The organism is Butyricimonas synergistica DSM 23225 (genome assembly GCF_000379665.1).
Classification (GTDB): domain Bacteria; phylum Bacteroidota; class Bacteroidia; order Bacteroidales; family Marinifilaceae; genus Butyricimonas; species Butyricimonas synergistica.
Window position 1 is genome coordinate 1898942 of record NZ_KB903359.1, and the last position, 14104, is coordinate 1913045.

The 14104-nt window shown below is 42.2% G+C and carries 12 protein-coding genes, 1 tRNA gene and 1 rRNA gene; 3 read left to right on the forward strand and 11 right to left on the reverse strand.

Features of this window, described 5'->3' with window-relative positions:
• Window positions 1–6 precede the first annotated feature (6 nt).
• Together A3CY_RS0108370 and A3CY_RS0108375 are read right to left on the reverse strand one after the other, a co-directional pair.
• Entirely contained in the window at window positions 7–696 is a 690-nt protein-coding gene (locus tag A3CY_RS0108370) for a hypothetical protein (RefSeq protein WP_018337464.1), read from the reverse strand.
• A 3-nt stretch (window positions 697–699) separates the two neighbouring features.
• Window positions 700–1224 (reverse strand): UpxY family transcription antiterminator, encoded by a 525-nt coding sequence (locus A3CY_RS0108375; RefSeq protein ID WP_018337465.1) that lies wholly within the window; start codon window positions 1222–1224, stop codon window positions 700–702.
• Window positions 1225–1730: 506 nt separating this feature from the next.
• Between A3CY_RS0108375 and A3CY_RS0108380 the strand changes: the two genes are divergently transcribed.
• Window positions 1731–3419, forward strand: coding sequence for an outer membrane beta-barrel family protein (locus tag A3CY_RS0108380; RefSeq protein ID WP_018337466.1), 1689 nt, complete (start codon window positions 1731–1733; stop codon window positions 3417–3419).
• A gap of 80 nt (window positions 3420–3499) precedes the next feature.
• On the opposite strand, the gene A3CY_RS0108385 is transcribed toward A3CY_RS0108380, so the two are convergent.
• Window positions 3500–4345, reverse strand: a complete 846-nt coding sequence (locus A3CY_RS0108385) for a 3-hydroxybutyryl-CoA dehydrogenase (protein WP_026207456.1) — start codon at window positions 4343–4345, stop codon at window positions 3500–3502.
• A gap of 35 nt (window positions 4346–4380) precedes the next feature.
• Window positions 4381–5160: a short-chain-enoyl-CoA hydratase gene (locus tag A3CY_RS0108390; RefSeq protein ID WP_018337468.1), complete on the reverse strand. Its 780-nt coding sequence runs from the start codon at window positions 5158–5160 to the stop codon at window positions 4381–4383.
• Between the two features lie 103 nt (window positions 5161–5263).
• On the opposite strand from A3CY_RS0108390, the gene A3CY_RS0108395 reads away from it, so the two are divergent.
• On the forward strand, window positions 5264–5860 hold the full coding sequence (locus tag A3CY_RS0108395; RefSeq protein ID WP_018337469.1) for a MarC family protein: 597 nt from the start codon (window positions 5264–5266) through the stop codon (window positions 5858–5860).
• Between the two features lie 56 nt (window positions 5861–5916).
• On the opposite strand, the gene A3CY_RS0108400 is transcribed toward A3CY_RS0108395, so the two are convergent.
• The 5 genes from A3CY_RS0108400 to A3CY_RS0108420 form a co-directional block, all read right to left on the reverse strand.
• Window positions 5917–6567: a tetratricopeptide repeat protein gene (locus A3CY_RS0108400; RefSeq protein ID WP_018337470.1), complete on the reverse strand. Its 651-nt coding sequence runs from the start codon at window positions 6565–6567 to the stop codon at window positions 5917–5919.
• Between the two features lie 137 nt (window positions 6568–6704).
• Entirely contained in the window at window positions 6705–8060 is a 1356-nt protein-coding gene (locus tag A3CY_RS0108405) for a hypothetical protein (protein WP_018337471.1), read from the reverse strand.
• 24 nt (window positions 8061–8084) lie between these two features.
• Window positions 8085–9503, reverse strand: coding sequence for a glycerophosphodiester phosphodiesterase family protein (locus tag A3CY_RS0108410; RefSeq protein WP_018337472.1), 1419 nt, complete (start codon window positions 9501–9503; stop codon window positions 8085–8087).
• A gap of 21 nt (window positions 9504–9524) precedes the next feature.
• Window positions 9525–10871, reverse strand: a complete 1347-nt coding sequence (glpT, locus tag A3CY_RS0108415) for a glycerol-3-phosphate transporter (protein ID WP_018337473.1) — start codon at window positions 10869–10871, stop codon at window positions 9525–9527.
• 43 nt (window positions 10872–10914) lie between these two features.
• Window positions 10915–12492 carry a glycerol-3-phosphate dehydrogenase/oxidase gene (locus A3CY_RS0108420; protein WP_018337474.1) on the reverse strand — a complete coding sequence of 526 codons (1578 nt, stop codon included), beginning with the start codon at window positions 12490–12492 and terminating at the stop codon, window positions 10915–10917.
• A gap of 346 nt (window positions 12493–12838) precedes the next feature.
• Between A3CY_RS0108420 and A3CY_RS0108425 the strand changes: the two genes are divergently transcribed.
• Complete coding sequence (locus A3CY_RS0108425) at window positions 12839–13612, forward strand: DeoR/GlpR family DNA-binding transcription regulator (protein WP_040371326.1); 774 nt, start codon at window positions 12839–12841, stop codon at window positions 13610–13612.
• Between the two features lie 123 nt (window positions 13613–13735).
• Here A3CY_RS0108425 and A3CY_RS0108430 read toward each other — a convergent pair.
• A tRNA-Met gene (locus tag A3CY_RS0108430) sits at window positions 13736–13809 on the reverse strand.
• Window positions 13810–13844: 35 nt separating this feature from the next.
• A 5S ribosomal RNA gene (rrf, locus tag A3CY_RS0108435) occupies window positions 13845–13955 on the reverse strand.
• Between the last annotated feature and the right edge of the window lie 149 nt (window positions 13956–14104).

Here is a 14104-nt window from a genome sequence, read left to right on the forward strand (position 1 = left end):
AAATATTTAAGAATTCAATCTCATTTTTTCGTATTCGCAAGTAGCAAGGACATCAAACCACAAAGTCAGAACGGCATAATCATCAGACTTCTCTCTCGCGGCAATTTTCCCAAAAGACAAAGCACCTTCATTCATTTTATCGTTTCCCACCGTATTATAGTATAAATCCTTAGCACGATTTCTTTTCCATCTCTCCTCCATACTTATCGTATTTTTCTCTTCGTCCCATCCATCAATAATGTGCCATGCCCATTCTACATACTTCTTCTCGTTCATGAAATAAAAACAACTACATAACATCCGGCACATTTCTGCGGAACGACAGGAGGCTGCCGCCTCGTCTTTATTTTCCAGTAACCACAGAATTTCATAAGCACCGTCCAAGGCTTTATCCAGAATATTCATATCTGAGTACGTCAAGTAAGCATTCATTAAATCAGCCACATACCCGACTCGTTCCTCCGTGGGAATGGAAGCGTTCTCAACCAAAAGAGAGAGGACTCTTGCTATTTCTCGCACCCGTTCATGTATTTTCCAACGGGAACCGTAATTATCCTCCAGCCAAGGATAAACACGTACCATCGAGTATACCGCCAAATAACCATGCAGCAGGCTCGACAAGGAAGACACGGGAAAATCTTTCACACGCGTATTCCATACCTTCCGGTATAAATCCTTAAATACTTTCGTATCCATTTATTATCCTATTTTCTCTAAGAATGACCCCGGAATATACGAGGTCGCTATTGAAACCACACCTTCCAACCGAACAATGACTCTTTTATGACCTTTAATGCGTATTAATTCGCCTTCCAACCCGGCTAAAGGTCCCTTGATTACTCGTACTCGATCCCCTCGTTTTAATTCTTCATTAATCACTTCCACAGTACTCTCCGAAAAATCAAGCAAAAACATGAAATCACGCATTTGCTTGTCGGGAACGATTAAAGAATGACGAGTCTCGGGATTTTTTAAATAAATGACACTCACACCTTGCTCATTAATCAACGAAAAAGCAGTAGTTTGATCTGTCCTGATAAATATTAGATGTGGTATTAAGATCACCCTCACGTCCTTTTTGCCGGAAGCTGTTTCCCGTATCTCTTCCCGTATTGCCAGATAGTTCTCCACCTCCAACCCATCCAATCTCTTTTTGATTGTCAATTCCTGATTTGTCTTCGTGTATGCCGCAAACCAGTGCAATTTTCTATCTCTATCCGACATGTTATCCTCTCGTGTATTTCATTCATTAAAACCGTCCGAATGCGCTTCGCGCACTAACCTTTTTTATCAGGAATCGACGTTTTTACCATGTGTTTCACATACCATCCTTAAACAGGTACAGTATATAAAAGCTGTCTTTTTCGGGAAGATGGATTTTGTTCAAATCTCACACACCACACTTCCGTATAATCCAGTCAAGAGAATTCCAGATTTTCCTACTAATTATTCCACATTATTATCTCTTTTTTGGACACCACAAAAGTATTAGCAGAAACTTAGAAAATGGTGACTATTCAAGGGCATTTATCTCACACGAAACACCTAATATCATAACATCGAATTATAAACTGACGCCTTGTACCAAAGTAAATTCGCAGAAAATATTTATTTGCGCTTTACAAAAATACGAAATACATATTTTCATTTTATAGAAAAACACACAAGCAAACGCAAGGAATTCAAGGATACTCTTGTCATATCCACGTAAACAACAAACTGAATACATTATGAAGAAGAAGGGCTTCCAACTCATTTTCTCTTTCTTGACATTATGCGTGTGCTCTGAAATTCAAGGACAAGAGGACAACAAAAAAACAAAAAATACTTTCAGCGGATCGGTTTCGTTGAATTACGATTTCTCGAACAACTTCACGAGTAATATCAATCTAGGGTATAACCGAAAAAACTACGATCTGTACATGGACTATTCTGTTCATTCAGACCGAATTGAAACCAGTAGTGAACTGTCCCGACATTTTCAAAATAACACGATATTTCAAACCATAGAAACAGAGCAACACCATTTGAGCCATTTGATAAATCTGCAATTATATCTACGTCCCTCTGTCCACAATTCATTCCTTTGGGATTTCAAAATACACCTTCCAAAAATTACCACGAATCAAGATATAAATAACAATGAACACAATAGAACTGTTTCTGACAAAAAAATATTTGAAAGCACGTTGGCTTACAAGCACGTGTTCGAGCAAAACAGACACGAATTATCCGTGAACGGGATTTTCTCGTACACGAAGCACATCCGTCCCTCCAAATACCACGTGAATAACCTAATTGCCCATATATCAAGAAATAAAGAATCACCACAATATACCCGCGTGCAAATGAATTATCTAAAAATGCTATCTGGCGAAGGAAAGCTGGAAGCCGGAATAGCTTTCTTTTCCCGTTGGAATAAAATAGATAACATTTTAGATCACAATGAATATATTTTTTCTTCCCACCTTACCTATTCGACACAAGCCGGAAAACGTCTTTTCCACGAAATAGGTTTACAGGCAGCCTTCGATTTGAATCGATCAACATTTTCCTTAACTGATCAAAAGAAAAACAGCAACCGCTTCTATCTCTACCCGTTACTGACCGTCAAATATAACTTGTCAGAGAATCAAGAACTAGCCTTTCACTTTACCCGACGAGCCTTCCGACCGGATTATATACAACTAAACCCGTCCATGACATATATCGACCGCATAACAACAGAGCAAGGCAACCCGGCATTACGTCAGGAAATCACGAACCGTTCGGAGATCACCCACTTGTACTCCGGCAAACAGGCTCAAGTACTCACAACCCTTTACTTCGAGGCAACCGAGAAATTCATCTCCCCGGTATACACGTTCGCCACGGATGACAAACTCGTGCTAAGTTACACGAACGGTACCATGCAAAATAAAATTGGATTGGATGTTGAAATTCCTCTCGAACTTTCCTCGTGGGTATCTGTAACCCCAGCATTTTCTTTTACACACACGCACACGTCCGGCAAGTTCGAGGGCATAAATCTTCATTCCGATGCTTTCTGCTGGATTGGCGACATCAGACTAGCATTAACTCCTCATAAATACACGGAATTTCAAGCAAATTTCTGCTACCGATCTCCCTCGAAAATTCCACAATTCAAATTGAAAGAAGACTATTTTTTTGATTTATCCCTCCGCCAAGGTTTTCTCAAGGATAGACTCCAACTTAGTTTCTCCGTTACAGATGTCTTCGATACTTCAGAATGGAACATTCGTTCTACTAGGAAACAGAATCCTATTAAAAATTATAGCAAAGAAGCCACGCATGCTTACTGGATCGGATTAACATTCCGTTTCAACTCGTACAAAACCAAAGAAATCCCCGACGATCCACATCCGGTAAAACGTTCACCTATCCGCCTGGGACAATAAACAAACGAAAGCGATGGACGTTCACGTTGAACACCATCGCTTTCATATTACAATTTGCAACCAGCAATCTACAACCCCAATTATTTACGATAATCGTAAAAACCGATTCCGGTTTTACGTCCCAACTGGTTAGCACGTACCATTTTCCGCAATAACGGATGCGGACGATATTTAGAATCTTCAAACTCGTGGAACAAAACTTCCATGATAGCCAGACACACGTCCAAGCCGATCAAATCACCTAAAGCCAAAGGTCCCATCGGATGATTTGCACCCAATTTCATAGCCTCGTCAATCTCTTCTTTGGAAGCCACGCCATCGGCATAAATGCTGACACCCTCGTTAATCATCGGGATCAAAATACGATTTACGATGAATCCCGGTGCCTCATTAGCGCTCACGGGTGTTTTTCCAACCTCAGAAGCAATAGCCATCACCCGGTCATGAGTTTCCTGAGAAGTCAATTGTCCGGTAATCACCTCTACCAATTTCATCATAGGAACCGGATTGAAAAAGTGCATTCCGACCACTTTGTCCGGACGGTTTGTTGCAGCCCCAATCTCTGTAATGGAAAGTGAAGAAGTATTCGTTGCCAAGATAGCCTCCGGTTTGCAAATAGCATCTAACGTTTTGAATATTTCAACCTTAGTTGCCATATCCTCTGCAACCCCTTCGATCACTAAATCGACATCCTTACAATCCCCGTAATCCATCGTATCTTTGATACGAGCCGTGATTGCCTCTTTCTCGGCAGCTTCCATCTTGCCTTTTTCCACCAGTTTGGATAGACTTTTCTCGATCGCCTTGTGAGCTTTGCCGAGAGATGCTTCTGAACGACCTTTCAGCAGGACATCATGTCCAGCTTGCGCAAAAGTTTGGGCAATTCCATTACCCATTGTGCCTGTTCCTACAACGCAAATTTTCATGTTATCTAAAATTCATTTATTAAAAAATATTATCACTATCTTTTCTTAAAGTTAGCATTCCTCTTATTCAAAAAAGCCTGCATCCCCTCTTTCTGATCTTCTGTCGAGAAACAAAGCCCGAATAAATCAGTTTCAATAGAAATTCCGGTTTCTATATCGGTTTCCACGCCCCGATTAATCGCTTCTTTAGCGTAACGGACGGCAAGCGGAGCCTTGGACGCAATCTTCTTTGCCATCGCCATACTCTCGTCCATCAATGCCTCGGGTGCCACCACTTTATTTACCAAGCCGATGCGATACGCCTCTTCGGCAACAATTACATCCGCCGTGTAAATTAATTCTTTTGCCTTGCCTACCCCCACGATACGGGACAGACGTTGCGTGCCCGAGAATCCCGGTGTTATTCCCAATCCCACTTCCGGTTGCCCGAATTTTGCTTTCACGGAGGCAATACGAATATCACAAGCCATGGCTAACTCACAACCGCCACCCAACGCAAAACCATTCACGGCTGCAATAACAACTTTGTTCAACAGTTCGATCTTTCTAAAAACAGCAGCCCCCAATTCTCCGAACGCTTTTCCTTCAACGGCATTCATCGTGCTCATTTGTGAAATATCCGCTCCGGCAACAAAGGAACGTCCCTCGCCCGTCAAAACAACCACATCAATACTATCGTCCTCTCCAATCTCGGTAAAAGCTGCATCCAACTCTTTCAATATAGTAGAGTTAAGTGCATTCAACGCTTCCGGATTATTGATCTTCACCGTACAAATATTCTCTTGCTTTTCTATTATTAATTTCGTGTAAACCATAGCTTTTCCGTATTATTATAATTCATTTTGATAACACCGCCTGTTTCCGTATCTTTGCAGACAAATTTACAACATTAATTGAGAATAAACCAACCTTTTTGTTATGAGTTTTTCAGAGTTTAGCATACAAGAATTAGCAAGTGCATTTATGGTACTTTTCGCCGTTATTGATATTACGGGAGCAGTTCCAATCATCATTGATATTCAAAAGAAAGGTCATACGATCAGTGCCATGAAAGCCGCTTTAGCCTCCTTTGTTATTTTGATCGCATTCCTTTACCTCGGCGATAAACTGTTAAACCTGTTCAGCGTGGATATATCCTCTTTTGCCGTAGCGGGTTCTCTTGTGATTTTCGTGCTTGCAGTGGAAATGATATTCGGGATTCCCATCTTCAAAAACGACAGTCCTTCCGGCACTGCATCCATCGTTCCCCTCGTTTTTCCCTTGATTGTCGGGGCAGGAACACTCACGACCTTGTTGTCCCTGCGGGCAGAATATCATATAATAAACATTATTATAGCCCTGACCCTAAACATTATTGTGGTCTATTTCGTATTAAAAAATGTCACGCTGGTCGAGAAAGTATTCGGGAAAGGCGGTGTATATATATTACGCAAATTCCTCGGGATTATTCTTCTCGCTATTTCTGTAAAACTTTTCACCAGCAATCTCACATCACTAATCGATATATTTAAATAGTAAAGGGGCATTCAGCCCCTTTATTTCAATATTTTAGAAAACCCGACGATTAAACGTTACCTGCAATATCTATTGATATATGCGTTCACGCTAGTTACCCCAAGGCTTTTCGCCTTCCGCCAGTCGACACATGCCTCTTTCCGTTTACCCGTTTGGAAATAAGCGATACCCCTATTCGCGTAGATAGCCCCGTTATCTTTGTTTAGCTTTAGCGAATACGTGTAATCCGGAATAGATTTAGCGTACTCGTTCTGTTTCAGGTAACAATTCCCTCGGTTCAGATAATAAGCATACACCAACTCGTAATCCTCCCCGTTTTTCTTTGAATACTGTATCGCCAGCGTATACTCTTTCACAGCCTCCGCGTATTTCTTCTGATTCTGGTAAAGATTCCCCAAATAATAACACAACTCGTCATCTTCCTCGAATATCTTCTTTCCCTTAATCAAATATTCTTTCAGCAGCGTAAGTTGATTCGTATGCGAACAAGCAACATTCAACGATAAATAAACCGCTCTCAAATTTGGATTAAGCCGATTTGCCGCAATTAACTTTTGCACGGCATCCTGATAATCCCCGTTTTCAATGTCCTTATTTGCTTCCTGCAACAATTCGATAGGTTTGTTTATCGCACTCACATCAACTTGACCTACCGCAATCTTAGATACGGCAACTACCGCCACCAAGAGTAAAGTAATTCTTCTCATAGTTTTCCCGCTAGATTAGTGTTTTGTGTGTTTTAAAAACTCAAAAATAATGAAACGGAATTAAAAATGCAAGAAAAATAGACAAGGGGAAACGTTAAAAACGTATCCCCTCGCATAGATTCTTATAAAATGGAACGTTAAAACGATACCATCAAACGTGCTTGTAGCTGATGAAAATTCTTATCCAGAGGATAATACACATTTTTCAAGTTACTATACTGGTATTCTCCCATCACCTTTATATAGGGACTAAAAGTGTAGTTAATTCCTACCGTGGCGGTATGCAAACGTCCTCCCCCGATACTGGTCGAGATAGGCGGGTAGTCGGAAACTACTCCATCCGGATAGAACACATGTTTACCGATCAAGAAAAAATCGCCTTTATTAATATCATTCAACTCGGTATAACTGTAACGTGCAACAACCTCCAAATCGCCTTTATTATTACATCCACCCAGCAAACCGTACTCGTCATCATACTCGTACCCGTTTCCCCGGATTAAATACCCCATCTCCGCGTAAGCACCTTGAAATTTGGAACTTCTTATCGGATTTCCGGCTAACCATGACTCCTGCGTCGTCCAACTCCATACGCCACCCAACTGGTTCTCAAAAAGCTCCCGGTCATTCCTTTTCTTGTAAATACGCTTGTAAATATACTCTCCTCTGAAGAACCAATAATCAGACTTCACCAACACCTCCGGTCCGAAAGTAATCGTGTTTTTCGTCCAGGGCACATCGGCATGCAAAAATTTAGTCGTCGCATCCACGTAAGTCTGCATATTCGACTCCAGCTCCATGTTTGTCCGGAAAACATTATCTACAACCATCCCCGTGTTCGTTCTACCATAATGGAAAGTAGCCCCGATATGTAAAGTAACATCCTCGTCATTAATCGGTTTGTATAACCAACGCCCGCTAAGGCTCACCCCTTGGAACCCGGATATCTGGTCATTATACTTGTTCTCGGCAAAAATACCTTGGTCTGCAAAGAAACGGGCATCATAATACTTGTAAGTGATACCCAGACCACGTCCGGCAGACAATGCCATCGCGGGAGCTGCACGTGCAATAAAATGATAATTATACAAGCTGGCATTCAGGCTCATGCTTGACGGTTCATTGAAATACCCGGCTCTCAAACTATGAATCCCGAACGGCGACTCACAGAAATTATAACGAACGAAAATATTCTTTTGAGTGAATTTTCCCTTCGAGAAATCGAAATCGGCATAAAAATAGAATTGTTTATACGTCAAGGAAGTACGAATACGGGCATCGGTAATCGCCGCACCGGACTTCATCGGGGTATATTCCGAATGGTAATAAGCAACATCGGCAAACAGACGGGCTCCCGCGGTAAACCGAAGTCCATTCTCCTTATTTATATATTGCAGTAAGGGATTGAGTACATCCTCGACCTGGGCTTTTACCCCATGAGATGACATCACGAGAGCCACGAACATCACGGGAAATAATATATATCTTTTCATACTGATCTGCATTTTAATGATGATTTAGTATCCTAATCTTTCTAACACAACTCTCGCATCCACCAACTCCTGTGATGCCGGACTCTTTCTCCATCCCTGCGTAATCATGTAATTGATACTCATATCGGAATGATTCGTGAATAATGCATCCAAGTAAGGAGCTTTATACTTTCCGTCGATCTCTACGCCGAAATTATATTGCCCGAAATACTTTGCCATCTGGTCATACGTGTCAAAAGAATAAGGATGATTCTTCATCCCCGCCTTGTGAATCAAGTAATTCTGCCATGGGTTATTCAACTCCGGGTAATCATTCGGGGCTCCGGCAATACACGGACCGATAAAATGAGCCTTGTACTTCACGCCCAGATTAATAAACGAAGCATACCCTAGCGGGTCATCATACGTCAGATCCGTCGCTCCCGTTCCTTTCCACAACAAGAAACACATCGGCACCTGTCCCTTGAAATGCTCGGCAACACGCACCAGACTCTCCAAAGAGAAGGTTTGTAAAATCACTTTCCCGTTCGTGTTACCCGTGTTCACCTTGCCATTCACGTAAAAAGGCGTACCTTCTGCCTCCGGCTTGGTGATAACATTCATATCCAAACGATCCAGCTCATTATAAACCAATTCTTCAAACCCGGTCGGGTTCAACCACGGTTCTTTGAATTCGATATAGATACCCGGTCTGTGTCCCGAGTCTTCCGGATCTGCCTCATACTCGAAAGTATATTCAATCAAATCAGCCGTTCCACTCAAACTCTTGATCTTCTTCCCGGTTTTCTGCCCTATCGTGAAAACACGTTCTCCACCGTTCCTCTTCAATATTTTGCCACGGGCAAAATTAACAAGATCTTCCAGCGTAGACACGTACTGGTGCACTGTCGAATAAGCCGGGCGTGCCTGTTCGATACTCGTTTCGTTAAACCACGTTCCTGCATCCAGCATGGACAATTCTTCGTAAGTGTAATAAGCCGGAAGGTTAGGCACGAAATTCTTCGCATCCACCCGGGTGAGTGAATCAGCCTCAGTCTCCGTGTACCCGATTTTCTGGTAATACGCTTTGCGTATATCGAACGGCAACGTTTCTCCGAATACGTTTTCGATATTTGTCGTGCGTTTCAAGTTGTCATCGTGCAAAGCAAGCACAACCCCGTCCTTCGACACTTGCATATCACATTCCAGGTAATCAGCTCCGATTTCCCTTGCCCAACGATAGGCTGCCTCTGTCTCCTCCGGCGCCCAGAAAGTCGATCCCCGGTGAGCAACAACAGCATACTCCGGCACGTAATCCCGAACTTTTATCATGTCCTCCGTGAGATGATCGAGATCCACCCGATCCACGTCAACATTGATGTTGTTGAATTTTTGGTCTTCACACGACATGACTAAAGCCAATAGCCCGCATGCCATTGCTGCATGAAAAAACTTTTTGATCATAGTTTTTGAATTTTAGAGCGGTTAATGTTTGTTTTCTCCTTTCACTAAATATTGTTCCTCTTTCACTGTAAATGCGGTGAATATAAATGCAAGAGCACACGCTGCCAACAAGATGATAAAACTCCAGTCCCATCCTAAATTGTCAACCACGTATCCCAACATGATATTCGCCAAAAGCGCCGTTCCAAAAAAATACCCGAAGAAACCGGTTAACCCGGCAGCCGTTCCGGCAGCTTTCTTTGGGGCAAGGTCCAAGGCATGTACCCCGATTAACATTACGGGTCCATAAATCAGGAACCCGATAGCAATCAGAGAAATGCTATCCATCACAAGATTATCTTTTGTTTGCCAGTATATAAATACAAATAAAGCCACCAACACCATATAAGTCATCGTGGTGAGCGCACGTCGTCCCTTGAACACGTAGTCACTCACGATACCGCAAATAATCGTCCCGGGGATTGCCGCAATCTCGTAAGCCGAATAAATCCAACCTATCGCACTACTGTCATACCCTTTCACGTCCTTCAAATAAGTCGGAGCCCAGTCCAACACCCCGTAACGCACCAGATAAATAAAAGCATTAGCAATTGCTATATACCATAATATCTTGTTATTCAATACATATTTAAAAAATATCTCCTTTGCCGTCAATTCTTCTTCCGACTTGGCACTATAATTTTTCGGGTAATCATTACGATATTCCTCGATAGGCGGCAATCCCTCCGACTGCGGTGTATCCCGGATTAGCACGAGAGCTATCACTGCAATAACAAGGGCGACAACTGCCGGGAAAACAAACGTGGCAGCCTGCCACGAACCAAACCATACCAGTCCCAACGAGAACATGATCCCGACCAAACTTCCTCCCACGTTATGCGCCACGTTCCATATTGACATTTTTGTCCCGCGTTCGTTATGCGAGAACCAATGAGTCATCACACGTCCGCAGGGAGGCCAGCCCATACCTTGAAACCAACCGATCAGGAACTGCGTGATAAACATCACCGCAATAGAAGACACCCCGGCACTCGTTCCTAAAAACAAAGTAACGACAGCCGACAACAGTAAACCTAAAGGCAAAAATTTGCGGGCACTACTCCGGTCAGAAACACCTCCCATCAAAAATTTCGATAACCCGTAAGCAATAGCATTTGCCGAAAGAGCTACTCCCAAATCTCCTTTATCAAATCCCAATTCCTGCAAATAAGGCATTGCCAGAGTAAAGTTCTTTCTGACAAGATAGTAACCCGCATAACCGATAAAAATCCCGAGGAAGACCTGCAACCGTAATCTCTTGTACGTTGGGTCGATCTTCTCTTTAGGTAATAAAGGTTTGTGGGGTTCAGGTTTTAGAAAACTCCACATGATATTCGTTTTTATAAATTATTGATTCTTACATCAGCTAAGATCAAATAATGATCTTAGCCGCAATATAATTTTCAGCCAATTCGGTAAATTCCTTTACCTCCTCGTCAATCCATGCCTGATCTTTCCCGAGTTCTTTCGCCATCACTTCCGCTACTTTAGGAGCTGCTTTAATAGCTTCTCTCGCGTCAACAAACAGCAAACGAACCCTCCGCGACAAAACGTCCTCCACCTCTCTCGCCATCTCTTGGCGAACAGCCCATACGACCTCCGCCACGGTATAGTCATATTTGTCCGAGAGCTTCTCCCCGTACTCCGGGTGATCAGCAATCAATTTCAAAATAGCATCCTGGTCACTCCCGTAAACGTACATATGATCCTTCAAGTTCGGGTTCTTACGATACCCGTGGATATGGAATTTCTGTGTTATACATTTTCTCGGTTCCAGCAATTTAAGTGCGATTACTTTATCCACCGTGTCTTCTGCCATTTTCCGATAGGAAGTCCACTTTCCTCCCGTGATAGTGACCAGATTATTATCCGAAACAATAATCTTATGTCCCCGGGAAAGCTCTTTCGTACTCTTGCCCTCGTGCTTCGGGGCTGCCAAAGGACGTTGTCCCGCGAACACAGATTCTATGTCGTCATACGTGGGAGCCGGATCCATGTATAAAGAGGCGGTCTTTAAGATAAAATCAATCTCCTCTTTCAACGGTTTCGGTTCAATCTCCGGTACCGGACGCATAATATCCGTTGTACCCACGACAACTTTATCATGCCAAGGCACGGCAAATAGTACACGCCCATCGCTTGTCTTAGGCACCATTATCGCGTAATCACTTTTCAGGAACTTCATATCCAACACGAGATGAACCCCTTGACTAGGGGTCACCATCTTGCTATGTCCCGGAGAATCCATTGCCATCAAATCGTCGACAAGAATACCACAAGCATTCACCACGCTTTTGGCAGCCAATTGCATTTCCTTGCCCGATTCTATATCCACAAATTTTACTCCTGCCACCTTTCCATTCTTATCATGTACAACACCAGACACTTTCGCTTTATTCAATACCACTCCGCCATTCTCGACACAAGTCTGTGCAAGATTTATTGCCATCCTCGAGTCATCGAATTGCCCGTCATGATACACGATTCCTCCCTTCAACCCTTTCTTCACGGATGTCGGCAAATATTCCATCACCTTTTTGGACGAAATAAACCGGCTTCTTCCGTACCCGAAGCCAAATGATAGTAAATCATAAAAAGTCAATCCGCAGAAATAAAGAAAATTATCCCAATACGTATAATTTGATATAACAAATGCCTGATCTTTTACCAGATGCGGAGCGTTCGCTTTCATTCTTCCCCTCTCTCTCAATGCCTCCAACACCAAAGCAACATCACCTTTTTGTAGATAACGTACACCACCGTGTACCAATTTTGTACTTCTACTTGAAGTACTTTTTGCAAAGTCCGCCATTTCAAGCAGGACGACACTATATCCTCGTGTTGCAGCATCAACGGCAACACCTAAACCCGTGGCTCCACCTCCCACTACAACCATATCCCATACCTTACCGGATTCTTGAACTTTATTCAACATATCCTCTCGGTTCATAACGCAGTTATTTATTTGTTTTACAATCTATTATACTTCAACAAACAATCAATTCTCTCTACGAAAAACTATCCGATCTATCATGCGTATATGCACGTAAATCACTATATTAAGACAACTATCCTTTTCTTGCTATTGGTATCAGTCAATTCGACAGAGCTGAATTTGACCATCTTTGGTATCGAAATCATTTACGGAAATAGACTGTAAAAGTTTCTTTTTTTTTAGAAATAGGCAATATTCATTTAAAATAAATTACTATCTTAGTCATATCCTTTTATAAGGACAAACTATTATTTATATGTGTGCGTAAATCATTGAGAGTATTATTGATAATCGGAAAGAAATGAAAACATTATCTTTGAGCGAAAGACACAGTTACATTCTCGAATTGTTGCGGCAACAGGGATCTGTTTCTGTTATTGATCTTGCTAATCAACTAAAAGTATCTTCCGTAACCATACGTAAAGATCTTACACTGCTTGAGGAGAAAAAAATGTTATATCGTACTCACGGGAGTGCTATATTGATCAATCCTTACATCAATGACCGGCATGTCAATGAAAAAGAAAAATTATATACCGAAGAAAAACGTCTTATTGGAATGCAAGCAGCGAATTTAATCACGCCCGACGATTCCATTATCATTGCCTCCGGAACCACAATGCACGCCCTAGCTCGTCAGATCAACCCCCAAGGGCATCTTACCGTAATTACTTCTGCTATTAATGTGACGCATATACTTGCTTGCAATAAAGATATCGACATTATTCAATTGGGCGGACTCGTGCGGAATAGTTCTGTATCTGTCGTGGGAAGCTACGCAGAGAAAATGCTGGAAAATTTTTCTTGTAGTAAATTGTTTATGGGAGTCGATGGAATCGATTTGGAATATGGTCTATCCACAACCAACATGATGGAAGCCAACCTCAATCAAGTCATGATGAAAACCGCTCAAAAAACCGTAGTCCTTGCAGACTCTTCGAAATTCGGACGCAGAGGTTTCGGAAAAATTTGCGAGCTGGATGCAGTGGAACATATCATTACCGATAGTCATATTCAACCCAAGATTTTAGACGAATTAAGAGAACGAGGACTAGAAGTCACCATTGCAGAATAAGGGATAAACAATCGCACTTTTCATGTAACAAGCATTTATTTTTCAGCAAAGTCAATACCAAAATAAGAATAAAAAAAAGATCTCCGATTTCTCGGAGATCCTTTTAGCACTAACTTTACTTTGTAGCGAGAGGCGGGCTTGAACCGCCGACCTCATGATTATGAATCATGCGCTCTAACCAGCTGAGCTACCTCGCCATAAATCACTGCTAAAAAATACCAGTGATTTGGAAATTTGGCATCGACCTACTCTCCCACCTTTCGGCAGTACCATCGGCGCTAACGGGCTTAACTTCTCTGTTCGGGATGGGAAGAGGTGGATCACCGTCGCTATAGACACCGTTTAATACCATTCAAAGTCGTTTCCAACTCACGTCACTCCAGCGTGGCACTCTTGCCAACCGTGACAAATATCTTTAAAGTCCATTATTCATTCATGCCTTCAAGCGATTGTTTTGACAATCGCTTGGAACGTTAATCGAATCATCTCACC